At 72.2% G+C, this 20,840-nt stretch carries 24 protein-coding genes; 11 read left to right on the top strand and 13 right to left on the bottom strand.

The window, feature by feature from the left end; translation table 11 throughout:
- Nucleotides 1-27: 27 nt before the first annotated feature.
- Nucleotides 28-657: a methyltransferase domain-containing protein gene (locus AB0C38_RS35315; RefSeq protein ID WP_360681903.1), complete on the bottom strand. Its 630-nt coding sequence runs from the start codon at nucleotides 655-657 to the stop codon at nucleotides 28-30.
- 142 nt (nucleotides 658-799) lie between these two features.
- On the opposite strand from AB0C38_RS35315, the gene AB0C38_RS35310 reads away from it, so the two are divergent.
- Complete coding sequence (locus AB0C38_RS35310) at nucleotides 800-2,761, top strand: glycosyl hydrolase family 28-related protein (RefSeq protein WP_360681902.1); 1,962 nt, start codon at nucleotides 800-802, stop codon at nucleotides 2,759-2,761.
- 23 nt (nucleotides 2,762-2,784) lie between these two features.
- Nucleotides 2,785-3,252: a nitroreductase family deazaflavin-dependent oxidoreductase gene (locus tag AB0C38_RS35305; protein ID WP_360682059.1), complete on the top strand. Its 468-nt coding sequence runs from the start codon at nucleotides 2,785-2,787 to the stop codon at nucleotides 3,250-3,252.
- Here AB0C38_RS35305 and AB0C38_RS35300 read toward each other — a convergent pair.
- The gene (locus AB0C38_RS35300; protein WP_360681900.1) at nucleotides 3,242-3,775 is read right to left on the bottom strand and encodes a GNAT family N-acetyltransferase; all 534 of its coding nucleotides are present in this window, start codon (nucleotides 3,773-3,775) and stop codon (nucleotides 3,242-3,244) included. The genes AB0C38_RS35305 and AB0C38_RS35300 overlap by 11 nt on opposite strands.
- 85 nt (nucleotides 3,776-3,860) lie before the next feature.
- Between AB0C38_RS35300 and AB0C38_RS35295 the strand changes: the two genes are divergently transcribed.
- Together AB0C38_RS35295 and AB0C38_RS35290 are read left to right on the top strand one after the other, a co-directional pair.
- Complete coding sequence (locus AB0C38_RS35295; protein WP_360681898.1) at nucleotides 3,861-4,439, top strand: YdeI/OmpD-associated family protein; 579 nt, start codon at nucleotides 3,861-3,863, stop codon at nucleotides 4,437-4,439.
- A 154-nt stretch (nucleotides 4,440-4,593) separates the two neighbouring features.
- Nucleotides 4,594-5,955, top strand: a complete 1,362-nt coding sequence (locus AB0C38_RS35290; RefSeq protein ID WP_360682057.1) for a pyridoxal-dependent decarboxylase — start codon at nucleotides 4,594-4,596, stop codon at nucleotides 5,953-5,955.
- On the opposite strand, the gene AB0C38_RS35285 is transcribed toward AB0C38_RS35290, so the two are convergent.
- On the bottom strand, nucleotides 5,949-6,341 hold the full coding sequence (locus AB0C38_RS35285; protein WP_360681896.1) for a hypothetical protein: 393 nt from the start codon (nucleotides 6,339-6,341) through the stop codon (nucleotides 5,949-5,951). The two genes, AB0C38_RS35290 and AB0C38_RS35285, sit on opposite strands and share 7 nt — an antisense overlap.
- 155 nt (nucleotides 6,342-6,496) lie before the next feature.
- Here AB0C38_RS35285 and AB0C38_RS35280 point away from each other — a divergent pair, with 155 nt between their 5' ends.
- Complete coding sequence (locus AB0C38_RS35280; RefSeq protein WP_360681894.1) at nucleotides 6,497-7,699, top strand: glycoside hydrolase family 18 protein; 1,203 nt, start codon at nucleotides 6,497-6,499, stop codon at nucleotides 7,697-7,699.
- A 48-nt stretch (nucleotides 7,700-7,747) separates the two neighbouring features.
- On the opposite strand, the gene AB0C38_RS35275 is transcribed toward AB0C38_RS35280, so the two are convergent.
- Complete coding sequence (locus tag AB0C38_RS35275) at nucleotides 7,748-8,887, bottom strand: MFS transporter (RefSeq protein ID WP_360681892.1); 1,140 nt, start codon at nucleotides 8,885-8,887, stop codon at nucleotides 7,748-7,750.
- A gap of 54 nt (nucleotides 8,888-8,941) precedes the next feature.
- Between AB0C38_RS35275 and AB0C38_RS35270 the strand changes: the two genes are divergently transcribed.
- Nucleotides 8,942-9,310, top strand: coding sequence for a MerR family transcriptional regulator (locus tag AB0C38_RS35270; protein WP_360681891.1), 369 nt, complete (start codon nucleotides 8,942-8,944; stop codon nucleotides 9,308-9,310).
- A 43-nt stretch (nucleotides 9,311-9,353) separates the two neighbouring features.
- Here the strand turns inward: AB0C38_RS35270 and AB0C38_RS35265 are convergent, their stop codons facing one another.
- On the bottom strand, nucleotides 9,354-9,494 hold the full coding sequence (locus tag AB0C38_RS35265) for a hypothetical protein (protein WP_360681889.1): 141 nt from the start codon (nucleotides 9,492-9,494) through the stop codon (nucleotides 9,354-9,356).
- 172 nt (nucleotides 9,495-9,666) lie between these two features.
- Here AB0C38_RS35265 and AB0C38_RS35260 point away from each other — a divergent pair, with 172 nt between their 5' ends.
- On the top strand, nucleotides 9,667-9,843 hold the full coding sequence (locus tag AB0C38_RS35260; RefSeq protein WP_360681887.1) for a hypothetical protein: 177 nt from the start codon (nucleotides 9,667-9,669) through the stop codon (nucleotides 9,841-9,843).
- Nucleotides 9,844-9,942: 99 nt separating this feature from the next.
- Here AB0C38_RS35260 and AB0C38_RS35255 read toward each other — a convergent pair whose 3' ends face one another.
- Entirely contained in the window at nucleotides 9,943-10,899 is a 957-nt protein-coding gene (locus tag AB0C38_RS35255; RefSeq protein ID WP_360681885.1) for a LuxR C-terminal-related transcriptional regulator, read from the bottom strand.
- Between the two features lie 145 nt (nucleotides 10,900-11,044).
- Nucleotides 11,045-11,467, bottom strand: coding sequence for a DUF5709 domain-containing protein (locus tag AB0C38_RS35250; protein WP_360681883.1), 423 nt, complete (start codon nucleotides 11,465-11,467; stop codon nucleotides 11,045-11,047).
- 99 nt (nucleotides 11,468-11,566) lie between these two features.
- On the opposite strand from AB0C38_RS35250, the gene AB0C38_RS35245 reads away from it, so the two are divergent.
- Nucleotides 11,567-12,391, top strand: a complete 825-nt coding sequence (locus AB0C38_RS35245) for a cyclase family protein (protein ID WP_360681882.1) — start codon at nucleotides 11,567-11,569, stop codon at nucleotides 12,389-12,391.
- Here AB0C38_RS35245 and AB0C38_RS35240 read toward each other — a convergent pair.
- The 4 genes from AB0C38_RS35240 to AB0C38_RS35225 form a co-directional block, all read right to left on the bottom strand.
- Nucleotides 12,388-14,688 (bottom strand): EAL domain-containing protein, encoded by a 2,301-nt coding sequence (locus AB0C38_RS35240; RefSeq protein WP_360681880.1) that lies wholly within the window; start codon nucleotides 14,686-14,688, stop codon nucleotides 12,388-12,390. The two genes, AB0C38_RS35245 and AB0C38_RS35240, sit on opposite strands and share 4 nt — an antisense overlap.
- A 97-nt stretch (nucleotides 14,689-14,785) precedes the next feature.
- Nucleotides 14,786-15,601 (bottom strand): ABC transporter permease, encoded by an 816-nt coding sequence (locus AB0C38_RS35235; protein ID WP_360681879.1) that lies wholly within the window; start codon nucleotides 15,599-15,601, stop codon nucleotides 14,786-14,788.
- Complete coding sequence (locus AB0C38_RS35230; protein WP_360681877.1) at nucleotides 15,591-16,484, bottom strand: ABC transporter ATP-binding protein; 894 nt, start codon at nucleotides 16,482-16,484, stop codon at nucleotides 15,591-15,593. The genes AB0C38_RS35235 and AB0C38_RS35230 overlap by 11 nt, the downstream gene beginning before the upstream one ends.
- Entirely contained in the window at nucleotides 16,393-16,944 is a 552-nt protein-coding gene (locus AB0C38_RS35225) for a hypothetical protein (RefSeq protein ID WP_360681875.1), read from the bottom strand. The genes AB0C38_RS35230 and AB0C38_RS35225 overlap by 92 nt, the downstream gene beginning before the upstream one ends.
- 150 nt (nucleotides 16,945-17,094) lie before the next feature.
- Here AB0C38_RS35225 and sigJ point away from each other — a divergent pair, with 150 nt between their 5' ends.
- On the top strand, nucleotides 17,095-17,937 hold the full coding sequence (gene sigJ, locus AB0C38_RS35220; protein WP_360682055.1) for an RNA polymerase sigma factor SigJ: 843 nt from the start codon (nucleotides 17,095-17,097) through the stop codon (nucleotides 17,935-17,937).
- Between the two features lie 3 nt (nucleotides 17,938-17,940).
- On the opposite strand, the gene AB0C38_RS35215 is transcribed toward sigJ, so the two are convergent.
- The gene (locus tag AB0C38_RS35215) at nucleotides 17,941-18,642 is read right to left on the bottom strand and encodes an SDR family oxidoreductase (RefSeq protein WP_360681874.1); all 702 of its coding nucleotides are present in this window, start codon (nucleotides 18,640-18,642) and stop codon (nucleotides 17,941-17,943) included.
- A 145-nt stretch (nucleotides 18,643-18,787) separates the two neighbouring features.
- Here AB0C38_RS35215 and AB0C38_RS35210 point away from each other — a divergent pair, with 145 nt between their 5' ends.
- Nucleotides 18,788-19,420, top strand: a complete 633-nt coding sequence (locus tag AB0C38_RS35210) for a helix-turn-helix domain-containing protein (protein ID WP_360681872.1) — start codon at nucleotides 18,788-18,790, stop codon at nucleotides 19,418-19,420.
- On the opposite strand, the gene AB0C38_RS35205 is transcribed toward AB0C38_RS35210, so the two are convergent.
- Nucleotides 19,417-19,584, bottom strand: a complete 168-nt coding sequence (locus tag AB0C38_RS35205) for a hypothetical protein (RefSeq protein ID WP_360681870.1) — start codon at nucleotides 19,582-19,584, stop codon at nucleotides 19,417-19,419. The genes AB0C38_RS35210 and AB0C38_RS35205 overlap by 4 nt on opposite strands.
- A gap of 434 nt (nucleotides 19,585-20,018) precedes the next feature.
- Between AB0C38_RS35205 and AB0C38_RS35200 the strand changes: the two genes are divergently transcribed.
- Nucleotides 20,019-20,840 (top strand): hypothetical protein, encoded by an 822-nt coding sequence (locus tag AB0C38_RS35200; RefSeq protein WP_360681868.1) that lies wholly within the window; start codon nucleotides 20,019-20,021, stop codon nucleotides 20,838-20,840.

Below are 20,840 nucleotides of genomic sequence, written 5' to 3'. Positions count from 1 at the left end.
TGGTGAGGGGTTGACGCGACGATCGACTCACGAAAGCTTGCGCGCGGTGAAGTAGACGTGCGGCTCGGAGCCGGCTTCGGGGTGGTCGGGCACGAACTGCGCCTGCTCCTCGCGGACGATCTCCAGGCCGGCCGCGCGGAGTCTAGCCGCGAGGACCTCGGCCGGGAAGCTGCTGGCGCGGACCGGGTGTCCCATGAAGACGATGTCGACGCCGTCCACGTCGGCGGGCACAGTGGCCAGGACGAGCAGGCCGCCGGGCTTGAGCCAGCCCGCCAGTCGTCCGATCATCGTCTCCTGGTCGGCCCGGGGGAGCTGCAGCATCGAGAAGAACGCCGTGACCGCGTCCCACGTGCCGTCCTCGAAGGACAGTTCGCGCATGTCGCCGACCTCGAACCGCGCGGCGGGCACCTGGGCCCGCGCGATCTCGACCATCTTCGGCGCGACGTCGTACCCGGTCACCGCGAAACCGGCCGCGGTCAGCAGGTCTGCGGTGGGGCGCCCGGTTCCCGAGCCGAGGTCGAGCACCGCGGCGCCCGCGGGCAGCCGCTCGGCCAGCGCGGTGATCGCGGCCCGCTGCTCGGCCAGGTTCCGGAAGGCGTGTTCGTAGTCCTTGCCGAGCGCGTCGAAGACTTCGGCGGCGGTTTCGGGGCGTGTCATGGACCCACCTTGTCAGACGTTCGGTTGCGCAACTTCCGAACTGTTATCTGCAAGTTCTGAGTAAGTTCGAGAAAAACCTTGTGGTTCGGGGAAGGCGCGACCTACTCTTCCGCGGCACTCCACTCGAGAATCGAGGTTCGTGATGGCGCGCCGCACCCTCGCCACCGTGTTCGCCGCGATCGCCGCCCTGCTCCCGGTGGCCACGCCCGCGTCGGCCGCCGACCGGCCGGTCGTGACACGGGCCGCCCTCGATCCCGCCTTGGTCGCCGGGCGGGGCGCCAGTGTCGGCTTCCTCGAGCAGGAGGCGGAGAACGCCCGCACCGACGGCGTCGTGCTCGGCCCGGACCGCTCGGCCTACACGCTGCCCGCCGAGGCGTCCGGACGGCGGGCCGTCCAGCTGGTGGCCGGTCAGCACGTCGAGTTCACGCTGCCCGCCGCCGCGAACGCGATCACCGTCCGGTACAGCATCCCGGACGCGCCGCACGGCGGCGGGACCACCGCGCCGCTCGACGTCACCGTGAACGGCGCGCACCGGCAGCGGATGACGCTGACCTCGCAGTACTCCTGGCTGTACAACCAGTACCCGTTCACCAACGATCCCGGCGCGGACCTGCTGCACCCGGACTGGTGGATCACCGAGTGCTCGTGCGTGCCCGCGGCGACCACGCCGGCGCCGGTGATCGCAAAGCCGTTCCGCCCCAACCACTTCTACGACGAGCAGCGGCTCCTGCTCGGCAAGACCTACCGGGCGGGGGACAAGGTCCGGCTCACCGTCCCGGCCGGGACCGCCGCCGCGTGGACGGTCGTCGACCTGCTCGACTCCGAGCTCGTCGCGCCGCCGAGGTTCGTGCCGATCGCGGCCAACGCGGTGCTCTTCGGCGCCGACCCGACCGGCCGCCGCGACTCGGCTGACGCCCTCGACCGCGCCATCGCCTTCGCGCGGCGCGCTCATCTGAAGGTGTACCTGCCGCCCGGCACGTACCAGGTCAACCGGCACGTCCTCGTCGACGACGTCACGATCGAAGGCGCGGGCAGCTGGTACGCGATCGTCAAGGGGCACGAGGTCGCGCTGGGCACCCCGGCGCCGGACGGTTCGGTCCACACGGGAGTCGGCTTCTACGGCGAGAACGCCTCGAACGTCCACCTTTCGGGGTTCGCGATCGAAGGCGACGTGCGGGAACGCGTGGACACCGACCAGGTCAACGCGATCGGCGGCGCGCTCAGCAATTCCACTGTGGACTCCCTGTACCTCCACCACACGAAGGTCGGCCTGTGGTTCGACGGGCCGATGCGGAACACGCGCGTCACGAACAACGTCATCGCCGACCAGGTCGCCGACGGCCTGAACTTCCACACCGGCGTGACGGATTCGGTGGTGTCGAACAACTTCGTGCGCAACAGCGGGGACGACGGCCTGGCGATGTGGTCGGAGAAGACCCAGGACGCGCGGAACGCGTTCGACCACAACACCGTCCAGACGCCGGTGCTGGCCAACGGGATCGCGCTCTACGGCGGAGCGGACAACACGGTCTCGGGCAACCTGGTCGCCGACCCGATCCGCGAGGGCAGCGCGATCCAGGTGGGATCGCGGTTCGGGGCCGAGGCGTTCGCCGGGAAGCTGCGGATCGCGGACAACACGACCGTGCGGGCGGGGACGTTCGAGCTGAACTGGAAGATCGGCCTCGGCGCGATCTGGTTCTACGCCTTGGAAAAGGACATCGCCGCGGACGTCGAAGTGACCGGCGACCACTTCCTCGACAACACCTACAACGCGATCATGCTCGTCAGCGACTTCCCGGTGAAGGACGAGTACTCGATCACCGGCCTGCGGTTCGCGGACCTGCGTGTCGACGGCGCCGGGACGTCGGTGCTGAGCGCCCGTTCGGCCGGCTCGGCGTCGTTCCGGAACGTCGACGCCCGCAACGTCGGCGCGGTCGGCGTCAACAACTGCGGCTCGTTCAACTTCCCGCCGACGGGTTCGGAGTTCGCCCTGACCGACCTCGGCGGCAACGACGGCTGGCTCGCTCCCTGGCTGCTGCCGAACACGATCACCTGCGACGACCGGCCGCCGGTCGTGCCACCGCCGGCGCCGTCGGGGTGGTGACCTAGGGTTCGACCGTGGCTGGTTTGCGAGGGGTCTTCGCCGGGTTCGGCAAGAGCAAGGCGTTCGCGGTGCTCGGGCGGGCGCTGATGCCCGCCGACCGGGTGCTGCTGCGGATCAGCGGCGGCCGGGTCGGCGTCGGCACCGCCGTCGGGCTGCGGACCCTGCTGCTCACCACCGTCGGCCGCCGCAGCGGCGAACCGCGTCAGGTGCCGCTGCTCTACGTCGAGCGTGGTGGCGGTTACGTCGTCATCGGCTCGAACTGGGGCGGCGAGGCGCACCCGGCGTGGTCGGCGAACCTCCTGGCCCAGCCGAAGGCGGTGGTCGCGATCGGCGGCCGGACCGTCGAGGTCAGCGGGCGGCTGCTGGCCGGCGAACAGCGTCAGGAGATGTGGGACGCGGTCGCGGAGTACTGGCCCGCGTACGACCGCTACGCCGTGCGGGCCGAGCACCGCGAGATCCGCGTCTTCCTGCTGGAGCCGGTCAGCCGATGAGGTCGGTGTGCCGGACGCGGTACACCTGCAGCCGCAGGTCGTAGTACTTCTCCGTCTCGCCGACCCACTGCATGCCGAGCCGCTTCGCGACGGCGATCGCGCGCGTGTTGTTCGGCCGCGCGACCGCGAACAGCTCCTCGGTGTCCTGGGTGAAGGCCCACCCGATCAGCGCGGTCGCCGCCTCCGACGCGTAGCCCTGGCCCCAGACGCCGGGGCTGAGCTGCCAGCTCAGCTCGAGGTCCTCTTCGAACGGCGGCAGCAGCCGGATACCGAGGCCGCCGATCACCACGCCGTCCTCCTTGCGCTCGACGGCCCAGCGCCCCCGGGGCGGCGGCAGGTTCGGCTGCGTCTCCTGCCAGGCGTGCAGCACCTGACGCATCGCGCCGACGTCGCCGACGCGCTCCATGGCCGGGGTCAGCCAGTGCGTCACGTCCTCCGCGCCGTAGATCTCGAACGCGGCTTCGGCGTCGTCCACCGTCCAGTCCCGGATCACGAGCCGGTCGGTGCTCAACGGAGTCTCCATACCAGGACGCTACGCCGGGCGGCGTCCGATTGTTCCCGCGTCAAAGTGCTCAGAAGATGAGCACTTCACCCCCGACGATGTGGGTATGGAGACTCTGGAAGGCATCGCGGTGCTGAAGGTCACGTCGGTGGCGCAGTGGCGGGCGTGGCTGGCGGCGCCTCGCGGCCCGGCGGTGTGGCTGGTGATCCGGCGCAAGCACAGCAGCGCGCCCGGCGTGCTGGTCCACGAGGCGATGGAGCAGGCGTTGTGCTTCGGCTGGATCGACAGCAAGGCGCTGAAGCGCGACGCGGAAAGCACGTACCTCTGCTTCACACCGAGGAACCCGAAGAGCACGTGGAGCAAGGTCAACCGCGAACGCGTGGCCCGGCTGACTTCGGCGGGGCTGATGACACCGCCGGGGCAGGCGATGGTCGACCTGGCCCGCCGCACCGGGACGTGGGACTCACTGGCCGAGGCCCAGGACGGCGTCGTCCCACCGGACCTGCGACAGGCGTTCGACCCGACCGCGGCGGCGCACTTCGCGGCGTTCCCGCCGTCGTCCCGGCGGTTGATCCTGGAGTGGATCGCGAAGGCCAAGCGCCCGGAGACGCGGCAGCGCCGGATCGCGACGACGGTGGAGCTGGCCCGGGAAAACGTGCGGGCCGCACACCCGAAGGCAGCCTGAGGACCACCGGACCCGAGCGCCCCAATGTGGCCTTCGGTGCGTTGAACGCACCCAAGGCGGCCTTCGGTGCGTTGGACGCACCCAATGTGGCCTTGGGGCGCTTGGCTCTCGGCCGTGCACCCGAAGGCGGCCTAGAGTCGGGTCCGTGGACGAGATGCGTGACCTCCTGGCCCGGGCCGCCGAGCTGGCCGCCGACCACCGGGAAACCCTGGCCGGGCGGCCCGTCGCTCCGGCGGCCGGTCAGGGCGCTCTGCGGGCCGGCTTCGGCGGGCCGCTGCCGAAGGACCCGAGCCCACCGTCCGAAGTGCTCGAACACCTCGCGCGGGCCGCCGAGCCCGGGTTGATGGCCACGGCCGGGCCTCGCTTCTTCGGCTTCGTCATCGGCGGGTCGCTGCCCGCGGCCACCGCTGCCGAGGTGCTGGTCGCCGGCTGGGACCAGAACGCGTTCAACGCCGTCCTCTCGCCCGCCGCCGCAGCCGCCGAGGAGGCCGCCGGCGGCTGGCTGAAAGAGCTGCTCGGCATCCCCGCCACCGCGTCGGCCGGGTTCGTCACCGGGGGGCAGGCGGCGAACACCGTCGGGCTCGCCGCGGCGCGGCACCACGTCCTCGCCGAAGCCGGCTGGGACGCCGAGCGTGACGGGCTCTTCGGCGCCCCGCGCGTCCGCGTCGTCGCGAGCGCCGAACGGCACGCGACGATCGACCGCGCGCTGCGGCTGCTGGGCTTCGGCACGGCCGCCGTCGAGGAGGTGGCCGCCGGTCCGCAGGGCGCGATCGACGTCGCCGACCTCGCCCGGACCCTCGAGCGCGGCACTGGCCCGGCCATCGTCTGCCTGCAGGCGGGCAACGTGAACACCGGCGCGTGTGACGACGTCCGCGCCGCGCGGGCGGCCGCCGGCGACGCGTGGATCCACGTCGACGGCGCCTTCGGGCTGTGGGCCGCGGCCAACCCCGCCACGGCCGCGCTGCTCGACGGCGTCGAGCTGGCCGACTCCTGGGCCTGCGACGGGCACAAGTGGCTCAACGTCCCGTACGACTCCGGGTTCGTCTTCTGCGCCCGCCCGGACGCCCACGCCGCCGTCTTCGCCAACCGCGCGGCCTACCTGACCGGCGCCGGCGAGGTGTCCGGCATGGGCGACCTCACGCTGGAGTCCTCGCGCCGCGCCCGCGGCTTCGCGGTCTGGGCGGCGCTGCGGGAGCTGGGCCGCGACGGCGTCGCCGAGCTCGTCGACCGCTGCTGCCGCTTGGCCCGCCGGTTCGCGGACGCGCTGGCGGAAGGGGGCGCCGAGATCGGCAACGACGTCGTCCTCAACCAGGTCCTGGTTTCCTTCGGCGACGACGCCCGCACCGATGCGATCGTCACCGCGGTTCAGCGTGACGGCACGTGCTGGCTCGGCGGAACCACCTGGCGCGGCCGCCGATATCTGCGGATTTCGGTGTCCAACTGGTCGACGACGGAGGCCGATGTGGACCGTTCGGCCGCGGCGATCCTCCGGTTGGCCGCCGACCGTCCTCAGTAGCCTTCGCGCACCGAGAGCGGGTCCGTCCGCCAGGCGATCCGCTTCTTCGCGCCGGTCGGCCAGCTCGACGAGAGCCGCCGCCGGACGCTGCCGAGCGCGCCCAGCCGCACGAGGTCGACCCCGGATCCCTGCGCGGCCAACGATGTCACCTCGGCGGCGGTGAGCGGGACGTAGTCGAAGTACTGCGCGTCCTCCCCGCCGGTCCAGTCGACGAACTCCGTGAAGATCGCGGCGAACGCCTGACCGCATTCCGGACATTCGCGCAGGGCGATGCTGAAGTGCGACTGCTCGACCAGGCGGTGGGTCTCGCGCAGGCGGGTCGTGCAGAACGCCAGCGCGGTCAGGGCGTCTTCGCCGGAGCAGCGCGCGCAGCCGAACTCGGTCATCGCGTGATCCTCCCACGCGTGAATCCGCACCCGGCTCCGGGGGTACCGGGAAACCCTTTGACCACAACGATTGACCCTGGTCCGGAGTGGTCTGGACCTGTTAGCCTCGGCGCGTCCGACCGGCCGGCTCGCCGAAAGGAACTTCCTTGCTTCGCATGAGAAAACGCATCGTCGGCGCCTTTGTCACTGCTGCTCTGGCGCTGGCCGGTGCCTCCGTCGTCGCGCCGCCCGCCGCCGAAGCCGGGCAGTCCCAGGGCAAGGTGATGGCCTACTTCGCCGACTGGGACGTCTACGCCCGCAACTACCACGTCAAGGACATCGAGACGTCCGGGTCGGCCGCGAAGCTGACCCACATCAACTACGCGTTCGGCAACGTGACCGGCGGCGGCTGCGCCGTCGGCGACCCGTGGGCCGACCACGACATGCCCTACGACGCCGCCACGAGCGTCAGCGGCCAGGCCGACAGCGGCACTCTCCACGGCAGCTTCAACCAGATCCTCGAGCTGAAGAAGCTGCACCCGAAGCTCAAGGTGCTGTGGTCCTTCGGCGGCTGGACCTGGTCGGCGGGCTTCACCGAGGCGGCGAAGAACCCGGCCGCGTTCGCCGAGTCCTGCTACAACCTCGTCAACGATCCGCGCTGGGCGGGCGTCTTCGACGGCATCGACATCGACTGGGAGTACCCGAACGCCTGCGGTGCCACGTGCGATGCGAGCGGCCCGAAGGCGTTCACGGCGCTGGTCAAGGCGCTGCGCGCGAAGTTCGGGCACCGGCAGCTGGTCACCGCCGCGATCACCGCCGACGGGTCGAAGAACGGCAAGATCGACGCGAACGACTACGCCGGGGCGAGCCGCTACCTCGACTGGTACAACGTGATGACCTACGACTACTTCGTCGCGGGCGGCAGCCCGACCGGGCCCACCGCGCCGCACTCACCGCTGCGCGCCTACCCGGGCATCCCGACCGCCGGATTCTACGCCGACGCGGCCATCCAGAAGCTGCGCCACCAGGGCGTGCCGTCGTCGAAGATGTTGCTGGGCCTCGGGTTCTACGGCCGCGGCTGGGACGGCGTGACGCAGAAGCAGCCCGGCGGCACCGCGACCGGGCCGGCTCCGGGCACGTACGAAGCGGGCGTCGAGGACTACAAGGTCCTCAAGACGACCTGCCCGGCCAACGGCAAGGTCGCGGGCACGGCGTACGCGAAGTGCGGCTCGCAGTGGTGGAGCTACGACACGCCCGAGACGGCGTCGGCCAAGGCCGGCTACGCGAAGTCGCAGGGGCTCGGCGGCGTGTTCGCCTGGGAGCTCTCGGGTGACACCGCGAACGCCGAACTGCTGCGGGCCATCGCCGGCCGCTGCTGAACCAAGCTGGAGGGCCCGGGCGCGAACCCGCCCGGGCCCTTCGTCCACTCAGGACGTTTTGGGGAAGCCGCTGCGCCGGGCGCCGAGCACCACGGCGAGGACCGGCAGCAGGAGCACCAGCAGCGTCCAGGGGAACGAGGCCGGCCCGGCGGCGTCGAGCAGGACGCCGCCGAGCACGCCGCCCGCGGCCATCGCCGCGTTCCACAGCGTGACGAGCATGGCCTGCGCGTTGTCCGCCGCTTCGCCACCCGCGTTCCCGGCCGCGGTCTGCAGGAGCGTGGGGACGCCGCCCCAGCCGAGGCCCCACAGCGCGACGGCGGCGTAGACCAGCGCCGGGCTGCCCGCGAACACCGCCAGGAGCGTCGCGGCCACCGCGACCAGGATCGTGCTGAGGACGGTCAGCACGCGCAGCGCGCGGTCGATCCGGGCACCGACGACCCAGATCCCGGCCATCGACGCGACGCCGAACACCAGCAGGACGACGTCCACCGCGTCGCCCATCCCGGCGTGGCCGAGGAACGCGGCGACGTAGGTGTAGAGCACGGTGTGGGCCAGCACGAACACCAGCGTCACGGCCAGCACGGGCGCGACGCCCGGCACGGTGAGCGTCCGCAGGACCGGCACCCGGCCACCCGCCTGCCCGGGCTGGTCCGGGACGGCGGCGGCGATCCAGGCCAGCAGCACGACGGCGATCGCCGACATGACGCCGAACGCCGAGCGCCAGCCGAGCAGGCCGCCGAGGAACGTCCCGGCCGGGATGCCCAGCGACAGGGCCAGGGGGATGCCCGCCATCACGATCGCGATGGCCCGGCCCTGGTTCTCCGGGGGTGCGAGGCGGCGTGCGTACCCGGCCAGCAGCGCCCAGACGACGCCCGCGGCCACCCCGGCGACGAACCGGGCGACCATGGTCAGCGGGTAGTCCGCGGAGAGCGCCGTCACGGTGTTGGCGACGGCGAACCCGCCCACGCCGGCCAGCAGCAAGCGTTTGCGGGGCCAGGCCGCGGTGGCCGCGGAGAGGGGGATCGCAGTGAGGGCCGTGCCGAGGGCGTAGATCGTCACGGCCTGGCCCGCCGCCGACTCGCCGACGCCGAGGCCGGCGCTCATGCCGGGCAGCACGCCGGCGGGCAGCGCCTCGGTGAGCACGGTGACGAACGCGGCGGTGGTGAGGGCGAGGAGGGAGCTTCTCATGCCGTTATGCTCGAACCTTCACATACGTGTGAAGGTCTACGTGAGGTGGCGCACATGCGGATCGGCGAGCTCGCGGAGCGCACCGGCACGTCCCGCCGGCTGCTCCGGTACTACGAGGAGCAGGGGCTGATCATCGCATCGCGCGGAGCGAACGGGTACCGCGACTACGATTCCGCGACGGTCGATCGCGTGATCCAGGTCCGCGGGCTGCTCGACGCCGGGCTGCCCACCCGGATCATCAAACAGATCCTGCCCTGCCTCGACAAGCCCCGCGCGATCTACTTCCCCGACGCGACCCCGGAGATGCTCGCGACCCTGGAGGAGGAGAGAGACCGCATGGCCCGGCGCGCGGAGTGCCTGCTGCGCAACCGGGACGCGATCTCCGAGTACCTCGACGCGGTCCGCGAGTACAACCGCGTCTAGGAGCCCGGTCGCTCCGGCATTCCGCGCGCTTGGGTCGCGCGCGTCAGCCGGTCCGGTCGGGTTCTTCGGGCGGCCGGACCTGGACCCAGTGCAGCGTGTCGGCCTCGGGCCACCAGCCCACCGGCTCCGGCCGGGGCCGCGCGCCCTCCTCGGCCCACCAGCGCGGGGGCGCCTCCTCACCCATGCCCCGACGGTAGGAGCGAAGAGGCGCGAGCACACCGGTCCAGAGCGGCCAACGTCCGGTTCCGGCCGGGCTCCGGTGGCCGGTAGCGGACAGTGGCCGAACCCGCCCCTGCCGGTGCGCGGTGCCCCCGCCTTAGGTTGGTGGAGGAAGATCACTTCGCGGGAGGACGAACATGCGCAAGCGAGCCCTGGCCGGCCTGGCCGCGGCCCTGATCGGGGCGGCGGCGTTCGGCACGCTGACGGCCCCGCAGGCATCGGCGGCCGCCGGCGGCGGTCCCGGCGGCAAGCCGAAGACGATCTGCGTGTGGATCTGGACCGGCGGGCCGCCGGAGTGCCGGAAGCTGGAGTAGCGGCCCGGCCGCGCGGTGCCGGACGGGTGTGAACGGCAGGCCGGTCACGGCGGGACCCGCGCCGGCCCGCCTTCGGCCCGCGTCCAGGGCTGACCGGCGTCAGCCCAGCCAGCCCAGGCGGGTCGCCGCGAAGACCGCCGCCACCCGGTTGTCCGCCTGCAGGGCCTCCAGCAACCCCTGCACGTGCCTGCGGACCGTCCTCTCGCTCACGTCCAAGTGCCGGGCGATCGCGCCGTCCGTCATGCCCGTCGCCAGCAGGTCCAGGACCTTCGCCTGGGTCGGCGTCAGACCGTGGCGTGGCTGGGAGGCGGGGCCGTGCACCGCCACCGCTTGGCTCCAGACCAGCTCGAACAGCATCCGCAACGACGCCACGATCGTCGGGCTGCGGACGAACAGCGCGCCGTCCATGCCGCTCGGGTCGAGCGGGACCAGCGCCGAATGGCGGTCGGCGATCACCATCTTCATCGGCAGCTCCGGCGCCACCCGCATGGTCCAGCCGGCGGCGACGCTCGCGTCGACGACCTCCTTCGCGCCGTCGAACTCCAGGGCCGCGCGCTCGTACACGTTGCGCAACGCGACGCCGCGCTCGGTCACCGCTTCGGGCAGCCGCATCACCGTGCTCGCGTCCGGCTTCCGCTTGAAGTGGCGGGTCGTGAACGTCAGGAACTCCTCGCGCGCGGACAGGCACAGCTCCAGCGACAGCGAGCCGATGCGCCGCGGGTCGGTCAGCACCTCGACGGCCGAGTCGCCGCCGGAGCCGTTCGCCGCCCGGTACACCGCCTGCAGCATGTCGAGCTGCTGGCGCGCGGCGACGATCTGCCGCTGCTGCTCCAGCAGCTGCTGCTGGGCGCCCAGGATGGCGTGGTCGACCGCGCGGACCGGCTCCATCGGCGCGATCACCGGGTCGTCGCGGTAGTCGCGGCGCACGAACCCGCGGTCGAACAGCTCCCGCATCTCCGGGCTCTCGGCCCGCGGGTCGTCCAGCGATAGCGGCCCGGTGCGCACCATCGCGTCGTACAGCGCGCCCGCGCCGGGTGTCAGCAGCCCCTCGAGCATCCCGTGTCCCCTTCCGGCAGTGCGGGCGGGTCCGGCCGGATCCGGACATGACCGCTCTGCCGCCTACCCCACGCGCCGGTCGGGGGAAAGGATTAGGCCGCTCGCGAAATCGGGCCGGACCCGTCGAGGGGGCGGGTCCGGCTCGTCACCAGCGCCGGGACGGGTCGATCACGTGGACGGCCGCTTCCTCCGCCGAAGCCGCGCCGCCGTCGATGCCCGCGTCGGACGCGTACAGCTCTTCGTCGGTGTCTGCGCCGAACCCTTCGTCCGTCGCCACCAGGCGGCCCGCGCGGACGTCGCCGACCTCGTCGTCGATCAGCTCGCCGTCGGAGTCTTCGCTGTCGCCGAGGCCGTCGCCCTCGTCGGACGCGACGTCGGGGACCTCGCGGGCCAGCCGGCCTGCCCAGCTCTCGCCTTCGGCGGTCTCGCGCTCGGTCGTGCCCCATTCTTCGGTGCCCCGCGGGCGTTCGGGCGGTGAGTAACCCTCCGCCAGCTCGTCGCGGTCGTCCAAAGTGTCCTCGGGGTCGAGGATGCCTTCGTCGGCGTGGTCTTCGATGTCGTCGTCCATGCGTCCATCCTCGCGCAACTCCTTGGCCCGGTGCGGCTCGGGTGATATCACCGTGCAGGCAAAACCGCACGGGCGGTGTTCCGGTGAAAGGTGATCCCCATGCCGATGAGACGCAGGGCGCTGGCCGCGGGGCTGGCCGGGGTGTTCGGCGCCGCGCTGTCCGGCCGGACGGCGCAGGCCGCCCAAGCCACCCCGCCGGTGCGGCTGGACCAGCTGAACCTGGTCAGCCTGTCGCACGTCAACGACCCCGCCACGACCGACGTGTTCCCCGGCGACCCGGTCTTCTCGCTGGAAACCATCGCCACGATCCCCGACGACGGCTACTACCTCCAGTTCGTCAACGAGGGCGAGCACACCGGCACGCACTGGGGCGCACCCGGCCACTTCAACAATGGCCAGCCCCTGGCCGACGACATGGAGCCGGCGGATCTGTTCCGGCCCGCCGTGAAGATCGACGTAAGAGCGAAGGCCGCGGCCGACCCCGACTACGGCGTCACGATCGACGACCTCAAGGCGTGGGAGAAGCGCCACGGCCGGATCCCCGACGAGTCCGTGGTGGTGTTGTGGACCGGCTGGGACGCCAAGTGGGGCACCCCGGCCTACCCGAACACCGACGCGGACGGCGTGCTGCACCAGCCCGGCTTCTCGATCCCGGCGGTCGAGTGGCTGATCGACACCGGGCGGCTCGGACGTAGAGGAGGGACCGGGACCGACACCTTCAGCCCGGACGTCGGCACCGACGAGACGTACACGGTGTCGAAGCTGGTGTACCAGCGCCACCGGATCAGCCTGGAGATCCTGGCGAACCTGAAGGCCCTGCCGACGACGGGGGCGTGGGTCCTGGCGGGCGGGCCGATCAACCGGAAGGGAGCCGGTTCGACGGCGACGATCTTCGGCGTGATCCCGCCAGGAGTGCGCTCCTAGCCTGCGGGGATCGCCGACAGGCGGAGGGCCGAGAGCGGAGCGGGGCGGCCGTACAGGTAGCCCTGGACGGTCGTGCACCCGGCCGCGGTGACCAGGGAAGCCTGCTCGGCCGTCTCGATTCCTTCCGCGACCACGTCCAGGGAAAGATCCGCGCACAGCCCGACCAGCGACCGGCACAGCGCCGCGTCGCGCTCCGGCTGCACTCCTGTCGTCAACGCCCGGTCCAGCTTGATCAGGTCGACCGGCAGCGCGTGCAGCACCGTCAGCGAGCTGTACCCCGCGCCGAAGTCGTCCAGCGCCACCCGCACGCCCAGCTCCTGCAGCCGCCGGATCGCGGCCGCCCCCGCAGCCAGGTCCGGGACCGGCACCGTCTCGGTGATCTCGACGACGAGCCGGGACGCCGGCAGCCGGTAGCGGTCCAGTGCGGCAGCGACGCTCCGCTCCAGCGCGGCCGCGCCGAGGCGGCTCGCGCACACGTTCACGTGCACCGTCAGGTCCAGCCCGGCCGTCGTGATCTCCCGGCACGCCAGGTCGAGCACCAGCGCGTCCAGCTCGGCGCCGAGGCCCGCGCCCTCGGCCGCGCGGACGAACGTCTCGGGCGACACCGCCGTGCCGTCGCGCGTGGTCCAGCGGGCCAGCGCCTCGACGGCCACCGGGGTCTCGTCGGCCAGCCGGACGATCGGCTGGAACACCAGGCCGAAGCCTTCCGGGATGCCGCCCGCGGCCTGGCGCAACGCCGACGGGAAGTCCGGCGGGCCGTCCTGGGATGGGCGGTAGACGACGGTCGTGTCCTTGCCCAGCCGCTTGCCCGCGTACATCGACGTGTCCGCGCGGCCCAGCAGCACGTCCGACGTCACCAGCGGCTCGGCCGGGTCCGGCACGACCAGGCCCATGCTCGCGCGGACCGAGACGAGCGTGCCGTGCACCGCGAACGGCCGCCGCAGCACGCCCTGGATCCGGTCGGCGACCGCCTGCGGCGCGTCCAGCTCGCCTTCCAGCAGGATCGCGAACTCGTCGCCGCCCAGGCGCGCGACCGTGTCGCCCGCGCGCACGCAGCTCAGCAGCCGCTGGGCGACGGCGTGCAGCAGGACGTCGCCGCCCGCGTGCCCGAACCGGTCGTTGACCTCCTTGAAGTCGTCGAGGTCGACGAAGATCAGCACGAGCGGCCGGTCGGTGGATTCGACGGCTTGGTCCAGCCGGTCGGCGAAGAGCGCGCGGTTGGCCAGCCCGGTCAGCGGGTCGTGGTAGGCCTGGTGGGTCAGCTGCTGCTGGCCGTCGTAGACCCGGCGCAGCAGCAACCTGTTGTCCAGCAAGGAAAGCAGCTGCCGGGCGAGTACGAGGAACACCACCAGCACGCCGACGAACACCTCGACGCCGTCCGGGCCGGCGCCGGCCAGCAGCTGCCCGGTGATCAGCAGCGCCACGGCCGTCACCGGCACGTACGGCAGCGCCAGCTGCCACCAGTCGACCCCGCCCGCCGGGCTCACGTCGTCGTGGCGCCGCTGACCCGGCGTCACCAGCAAGGCGAAGGCGATGAACAGTGGCCCGAGCACGAACCCGCCGTCCGACCACGGCTTCATGCTCTCCGCGCCGATGCTGACGAGGTAGGCGAACACGCTGTCGGAGGCGGCCAGCGCGACGATCCCGACGGCGGCCAGCAGCAGGTTCTTGCGGTAGGGCCGGTCCACCCGGTCGAACACGACCAGCAGCACGGCGACGACCACGATCACCAGGTCCGAGAGCGGGTAGGAGATGGCGACGGCCCAGGTCGGCTTGTCCGGCGCGGTGGCCCGCACCAGCTGCCCGAGCGCCGCGGTCCAGGTGAGGATGAACAGCGAGCCGGTGACGATCAGGCCGTCGAGCACCACCGCGACGCCGAAGTGCGCGGTCCACTGCGCGGGCTGCCAGCGTTCGCGGTCCGGCCGGATCCGCGCCCGGGCCAGGACGACCAGGGCGGCGAGCGCGAACACCGGGAAACTGAGGTAGCCGACGTCGGCCGGCGACGGCGACGGCAGCCCGCGCCCGTCGATCAGCTGGTACCACGACCAGACGCACTGGCCGAGCGACCAGCCGGCCATGCCGAGCGCGACGAGCACCCGCCACCAGCGCTGGTGCCCGCGGACCCGGCGCGCGACCAGGACCCCGCAGACGACCGCGGCGACCCCGGCGCTCAGCTGCATGGCGTCGTCGACCCACAGGGCGAGGGTGTCGCCCCAGAACGCGAAACCGTTCACCACGACCAGCGCCAGCGTCACGACGACGAGCAGGACCGCCAGTGGGTACCGCCGCACTGTCATGGCACCTCATGTGGATCACCCGCCGGTCTGACCGGCAAACACTACACCGCGTGCACGGGTGGTACCGGCTCACCGCACCGGTGGCCGGTACCCCCTATCAGGCGATGTCCCGGCGGTGCAGCAGCCACCCGCCCAGCACCCCGAACGCGACCAGGTAGGCCGCCAGCACGGCGGTCGCCTGCCCCGATCCGACGATCGGCTCGACCCCCGGCGCGCTCGCCCCGAACGCCGCCGCGAGCGCGCCCGCGTTCGGCCCGGGCAGGGCCTTCTGCAGCTGCGCGACCCAGTCCAGCAGCGGCGCGGCGATCGACGCGAGGAGGTTCTGCACGGCCAGCAGCCACACCAGGCCGAGCCCGATCGGCAGCGCGACCGAGCGCAGGCCGATCGCGAGCAGCACGCCGAGCGCGCCCCACATCGTCGTGACGAGCCAGCCGGCGCCGAGGCCCAGCAGGACGTCGGAGGCCGACGGCCAGCTCAACGCCTGGTCCTGCAGCGACGCGACGAGCACGCTCGCGCCCGCGGTCGCCGCGAACAGCGTGAGCACCACGGCCAGCGCCCCGATCGCGACGGTGACCAGCTTCGCGGTGAAGACGGCGACGCGCGACGGGTGCTGCACCAGCACCGTCTTCCACGTGCCGTAGCCGTATTCGCTCCCCGCCACCAGCACGCCGAAGATCAGCGCGAGGGCCCCGACGAAGACCGGCAGGCCGCCCAGCGCGCTGCCGACGAACGCGCCGGGCAGCATCGCGTCCAGCCCGCGGCCGGAGCCCGGTGGACCGGCGGCCCCGCTCAACCCCGCGTACGGGACGGCGTAGCCGAACGTCAGCGACAGCACGACGGCGACGGCCAGCAGCAGCCAGCTCGCGGGACGGCGGGCCTGCTTGGTCAGCTCGGCTCGGATGTCACGCAGCATGGTCGGTACCTCCGGTCAGGGCGAGGAAGGTCTGTTCCAGGTCGGGTTCGTGCCAGCGCAGCTCGGTGACGGTGAACCCGGCGCCGACCAGCTCGGCGTTGACCCGCCCGGCCTGGCCCGGTCCGACGTCGAGCTCGAGGGCTTTCCCGTCGGCGCGGACGCCGCCGTAGAGCCGGCGCAGGTGGTCGCGGGCCCGGTCGAACGGCTCTGCGACGACGCGCAGCGCGCCACCCGCCCGCAGGTCGTCGACGGTGGTTTCGCTGACGAGCCGGCCGCGGTCGAGCACGCCGACGCGGTCGCAGATCTGCTCGACCTCGGCCAGCAGGTGGCTCGACAGCAGCACGGTGCAGCCCTCGGCGGCGAGCTTGCGGAGGGTGATCCGCATGTCGGCCATGCCGGCCGGGTCGAGGCCGTTGGTCGGCTCGTCGAGCACGACCAGCTCGGGGTCCTTCAGCAGCGCGGCGGCGAGGCCGAGCCGCTGCTTCATGCCGAGCGAGTACGTCGAGTACCGGTCCTTCGCGCGGTCGGCGAGGGTGACGACATCGAGCACGGCGTCGACGCGGGTGCGCCGCACGCCGGCGTGGTCGGCGAGGATCCGCAGGTTGGCCCGGCCGGACAGGTACGGGTAGAAGGCCGGGCCTTCGATCAGCGCGCCGACGCGGGCGAGGCTGCCGGGGCCCGGTTCGGCGCCGAGCACCCGGACGCGGCCGGCGGTCGGCCGGATCAGGCCGAGCAGCATCCGCAGCGTCGTCGTCTTGCCGGCGCCGTTCGGGCCGAGGAAGCCGTACACCTCACCGGCGTGCACCGACAGGTTCAGCTCCTCGACCGCGGCGGCCGTTCCGTAGCGCTTGGTCAGTGCGGTGGTTTCCACGGGCAGGGACATGGGACTCCTTCCGGATGCGGCCCCACGGTTTGAAGACCGAGAGGACGCCGGCGAACAGCAAGAGGGCGGGAGCGACGACGACGGGGTAGAGCAGGCCTTCGGGGTCGCCGGTCAAGGCAGCTGCTTCGTTGATCCCCGGCCGCAGCGCGAAGAGGATCAGGAGCGCCATCAGGACGTTGACGGCCAGCTTCGCGGCCACCCACCAGTAGCGGACCAGGCCGTAGCGGGTGCCGAGGCCGAGCACGACGCCGGTGGCGAGCGTGAGCACGGAGGCGGTCAGCATCGGCCAGACGGCGAACAGCGGGAGTGCCTGCAGGCTGGTGGTGACGACGGCGGGGTCGTCGGAGATCAGCGCGGTGCAGACCAGGATGCCGAGCACGGCGTCGATCCCGATCCACGCACCCGCCGAGACGATGTGCGCCACCAGGTACCACTTCCTGGCCCGGGGCTTGAGCTTCATGGTGCCTCCTTCACGGTGGCTCCCATCGTGGCGATCCGGGCGGCCCCGGTCGTCCGCCGACGTACGGCACTTGCGGCTACGCCGGGGTGCGTACGCCTGTCACAGATCACCGCTCGCGCTCGTCATAGCCGGGTGAGCGAGAACGACGTGATGACCGAGCGGCCGCAGCTGATCGCGATCGCCTACCGGCTGCTGGGTTCCCTGAGCGACGCGGAGGACGTCGTGCAGGAGGCGTACGGCCGGTGGTACGCCCTGTCCGGACCGCAGCGCGACGCCATCGAACGTCCCGGCGCCTGGCTGACGACGGTCACGAGCCGCATCTGCCTGGACGTGCTGGGCTCGGCGCGGGTCCGCCGGGAGCGGTACGCGGGCGAATGGATCCCGGAGCCGGTGCCGTCGGAGTGCCTCACCGACCCGGCGGAGCTGCTGCTGCTCGACGAGTCGATCACGATGGCGTTCCTGGTCGTGTGCGAGTCGATGACCCCGGCGGAGCGGGTCGCGTTCGTCCTGCACGACGTGTTCGGCTACCCGTTCGCCGAGGTCGCCGCGGTCCTCGGGCGGACTTCGGCGGCGTGCCGCCAGCTGGCGACGTCGGCCCGGCGCCGCGTCCGGCCCGCTCCGGCGCCCGCTCCGGCGCGCAGTGCGCACGTCGTCCGCGCGTTCAAGGAAGCCTGGGAGGCCAAGGACATCCCGAGCCTGATCGGTCTCCTGGACCCGTCCGTCGTCGCGGTCGCGGACGGGGGCGGGCTCGCCAGCACGGTGGCGCACCCGGTCGAGGGCGGCGAGCGGGTGGCGCGCTACACCGTGCAGATCACCGAGCGGGTGCTGGCCATGGAACTGCGGGAGCGGGTGGTGAACGGCCGGCCCGGATTGGTGGCCGAGCGCGACGGCGTGGTCGAGACGGTGCTGGCGTTCGACGTCGCGGACGGGGTGATCAGGCGGATCTGGGCGGTGCGGAACCCGGAGAAGCTGCGCCCCTGGCAGGCGGCGTAGGGGTCACGTGTCCAGGCCGCCTTCGACCGGCAGGCCGGCGCCGGTGACGAACCGGGCGGCGTCGGAAGCGAGGAACACGACGGCGTCGGTGGTGAGCCGGGTGCCCTGCGCGGTGGGTTCCAGGCCGGGGTAGACGCAGTTGACGCGCACGTCGTAGCCGAGCTTCCCGGCTTCCGTCGCGGCCACCCGGGTCAGCCGGTCGACCGCGGACTTCGTCGCGGAGTAACCCGCGATGCCGGGCAAGGCGACGGTCGCGGCGGCCGACGCGATGTTGACGACCGCGCCGCCGTTCCCGGCCGGGCCGCCCGGGCGCATCGCGCGGAAGGCGTGCTTGATGCCGAGCGCGGTGCCGAGGACGTTGACGTCGAGCATCCGCCGGACCTCGGCCGGGTCCAGGTCGGCGAGCAGGCCGGAGATCCAGACCCCGGCGTTGTTGACGACGACGTCCAGCCCACCGAGCTCGCCGATGGTCTCACCGACGGCCCGTTCCCAGCTCGCGTCGTCGGTGACGTCGAGCCGGACGAACGTCGCGATGGCGCCGGTCTGCTTCAGCGCGTCCGCGGTCGCGCGGCCCAGGTCTTCCCGGACGTCCGCGACCACCACCGCGGCGCCGGCCTCGGCCAGTGCCGCAGCCACGCCGGCGCCCAGGCCCCGTGCTCCGCCGGTGACGAGCGCGGCGCACCCGGACAGGTCGGGTCGGCGCACGGAACACCTCCTCCTCGAGTCGGCCGGCGCCCAGCATCGCCAAGGTCTGAACAGTCGTCAAGAGTTTCCTGGACGTCTGTCAAGGAAAAGCTGGTCAAGCGCTCGATAGAATCGGTCCGGCAACCACTGGTGACGGACGGTGCAGGTGACAGAGGCGAAGGAACGGACCCGGGACCGGATCTCGCGCCGCCAGGCGGACAAGTTCGCCGACCGGCGGGCGCAGCTGGCCGCGTCGGCGCTGCGGACGCTGGCCGAGCTCGGCTACGCGCGCACCAGCCTGCGGGAGATCGCGCAGAACTCGGAGTTCTCGCACGGCGTGCTGCACTACTACTTCGCCGACAAGGTCGACCTGCTGACCCACTGCGTGCGGCAGTTCGAGGAAGTGTGCGTCACCCGGTACGACGAGATCGTCGCCCGGGCGCGGACGGCGCCGGACCTGGAGCGCGACTTCGCGGCGGCGATGGCCGCGACGCTGCGCGCGGACGCCAAGATGCACCGGCTCTGGTACGACCTGCGCAACCAGAGCCTGTTCGAGGAGTCCTTCCGCGCCGACGTGCTCGAGATCGACCGGCGCCGCGAGGAGATGATCCACCACGTCGTCGCGCGCTACGCCGAGCTCGCTTCCGCTTCGGCCGTGGTGCCGCAGGCCGTCGCGTACGCCCTGCTCGACGGCCTGTTCCAGCAGGCCCTGCTCCGGCACCTGGCCGGCGAGGAGGACGCCGCGGCGGAGCTCGAACGGGCCGTCCCGGCCGTGCTGGCGCGCGTCGTCGTGGCTTAGGGGCCCAGGCGCTGGTGCAGGGTCTGCGGCGCCGGCACGACGAAGACGATCGCCGTCGCCACCACCCCGACGAACAAGGACAGGTGCGCCGCGGCCGGCACGGCGCTGACCAGGAACAGCCGCAGCGACCCCGAGACCAGCAGGCGCCACATCTTCGGGTTCATGATCAACAAGTACCCCGGTCCACCCGCGACCACGCCATGATCACCCGCCGGAGTGGTGACCCCTCATTCGACGCTTTCGACCGCGAAGTGCGAGAGGTGACGTCGTGGTCCGGCGATTTCGCTGCGGAATCGGTGCGGCCAAGAATGCGGCCGGCGGGAAGGGGTTTCCCGTTTCGCGTGGCGGTGGGTCCGGAAACCGCGGGATAACGATCCGTTTGCCGCCCCATGATCGACTGGACAACCGCGTCGGTGCTGACGAATATTGATGCCCGTGCGGGAACGGCGAGGGAGGAACGGTGGACTTCAGTGCGGCGGACGTGGTCGGCGAGCTGAAGGTCCTGCGCAAAGGGAGGGGAATTTTCACCACACCGCTCGCGGATCGCGTCGGACCCGCTTTGCGCGCCACGTGTGGCATTTTGGAAGATGACGACTCCGTGGAGATCCGGCGTAAACTCACGGACCGATTGCGGCCGCTCGTCGAGTCGTTGCCGGACGATCTGAAGATCGCGCTGCGGGCCGCGTTCGCGCTCGACGAGCGCGCGCGGAAGCCGTTCTACCAGGAACGGGTGCACTGGGCGGCGATCACGCTCGATCGCGACGACCGGACGGTGCGCCGGCGGATCGACGAAGGAATCGAGCAGGTCGCGGCAATGGCCGTCGCGGCCGGCGCGCCGGATCTGCGGCCGCGCTATCCGAGCCGGAGTTGGCACACCGAAGAACTGCGCGTCACGCTCGCACTCGACCAGCCGGTGGCCGAGGCGTTCGAATTCCGCCGGGTGGTCGCCGACGCCGACGAAATCGCCGAGCTGGACCTGGCACTGACCCTCACCGCGGCCGGCGAATCCGGCGTTTCGGTACGCGAGTCCGATCTGGTGGTCGACGTGTTCCACGGCGGAGTGCTGGCCGGGCGGGCGATGGAGTCGAGCGACCGGGTCGGGCTGGCGTTGCGGTTGCCGGAGCCGCTGCGGCGGGGTGAGCGCCACGACGTCGGACTGCGATTCCGGGCGAACATGCGGGAACCGCATTACATCTGCGTGCCGCGGCACCCGTGCGATCTGTTCGACCTGCACGTCCGGTTCGGCGACCGGGTGCCGGACCGGATCGTGCGGCTGGAGAAGGCGTTCCAGAGCGACACGCGCTCGCCGCGCGGCGCGGTGCTGGAGACCGACGACGCGGGTGAGGTGCACGTCCGGTTCCGGCACCTGGCGCCGGGCTTCGCGTACGGGATCCGCTGGCAGCCGGCCGGCGCCGGCTGA

This window comes from Amycolatopsis sp. NPDC048633 (assembly GCF_040650695.1).
In the GTDB taxonomy this organism is placed as follows: Bacteria; Actinomycetota; Actinomycetes; order Mycobacteriales; family Pseudonocardiaceae; genus Amycolatopsis.
This window is presented reverse-complemented; position numbering and strand designations above follow the sequence as displayed.

Excerpts from the sequence above, each read along its gene's own strand:
- AB0C38_RS35315 (WP_360681903.1), bottom strand. The coding sequence starts at position 657 with ATGACACGCCCCGAAACCGCCGCCGAAGTCTTCGACGCGCTCGGCAAG.
- AB0C38_RS35310 (WP_360681902.1), top strand. The coding sequence starts at position 800 with ATGGCGCGCCGCACCCTCGCCACCGTGTTCGCCGCGATCGCCGCCCTG.
- AB0C38_RS35300 (WP_360681900.1), bottom strand. The coding sequence starts at position 3,775 with ATGGAGACTCCGTTGAGCACCGACCGGCTCGTGATCCGGGACTGGACG.
- AB0C38_RS35295 (WP_360681898.1), top strand. The coding sequence starts at position 3,861 with ATGGAGACTCTGGAAGGCATCGCGGTGCTGAAGGTCACGTCGGTGGCG.
- AB0C38_RS35290 (WP_360682057.1), top strand. The coding sequence starts at position 4,594 with ATGCGTGACCTCCTGGCCCGGGCCGCCGAGCTGGCCGCCGACCACCGG.
- AB0C38_RS35285 (WP_360681896.1), bottom strand. The coding sequence starts at position 6,341 with ATGACCGAGTTCGGCTGCGCGCGCTGCTCCGGCGAAGACGCCCTGACC.
- AB0C38_RS35280 (WP_360681894.1), top strand. The coding sequence starts at position 6,497 with ATGAGAAAACGCATCGTCGGCGCCTTTGTCACTGCTGCTCTGGCGCTG.
- AB0C38_RS35275 (WP_360681892.1), bottom strand. The coding sequence starts at position 8,887 with ATGAGAAGCTCCCTCCTCGCCCTCACCACCGCCGCGTTCGTCACCGTG.
- AB0C38_RS35270 (WP_360681891.1), top strand. The coding sequence starts at position 8,942 with ATGCGGATCGGCGAGCTCGCGGAGCGCACCGGCACGTCCCGCCGGCTG.
- AB0C38_RS35265 (WP_360681889.1), bottom strand. The coding sequence starts at position 9,494 with ATGGGTGAGGAGGCGCCCCCGCGCTGGTGGGCCGAGGAGGGCGCGCGG.
- AB0C38_RS35260 (WP_360681887.1), top strand. The coding sequence starts at position 9,667 with ATGCGCAAGCGAGCCCTGGCCGGCCTGGCCGCGGCCCTGATCGGGGCG.
- AB0C38_RS35255 (WP_360681885.1), bottom strand. The coding sequence starts at position 10,899 with ATGCTCGAGGGGCTGCTGACACCCGGCGCGGGCGCGCTGTACGACGCG.
- AB0C38_RS35250 (WP_360681883.1), bottom strand. The coding sequence starts at position 11,467 with ATGGACGACGACATCGAAGACCACGCCGACGAAGGCATCCTCGACCCC.
- AB0C38_RS35245 (WP_360681882.1), top strand. The coding sequence starts at position 11,567 with ATGCCGATGAGACGCAGGGCGCTGGCCGCGGGGCTGGCCGGGGTGTTC.
- AB0C38_RS35240 (WP_360681880.1), bottom strand. The coding sequence starts at position 14,688 with ATGACAGTGCGGCGGTACCCACTGGCGGTCCTGCTCGTCGTCGTGACG.
- AB0C38_RS35235 (WP_360681879.1), bottom strand. The coding sequence starts at position 15,601 with ATGCTGCGTGACATCCGAGCCGAGCTGACCAAGCAGGCCCGCCGTCCC.
- AB0C38_RS35230 (WP_360681877.1), bottom strand. The coding sequence starts at position 16,484 with ATGTCCCTGCCCGTGGAAACCACCGCACTGACCAAGCGCTACGGAACG.
- AB0C38_RS35225 (WP_360681875.1), bottom strand. The coding sequence starts at position 16,944 with ATGAAGCTCAAGCCCCGGGCCAGGAAGTGGTACCTGGTGGCGCACATC.
- sigJ (WP_360682055.1), top strand. The coding sequence starts at position 17,095 with ATGACCGAGCGGCCGCAGCTGATCGCGATCGCCTACCGGCTGCTGGGT.
- AB0C38_RS35205 (WP_360681870.1), bottom strand. The coding sequence starts at position 19,584 with ATGAACCCGAAGATGTGGCGCCTGCTGGTCTCGGGGTCGCTGCGGCTG.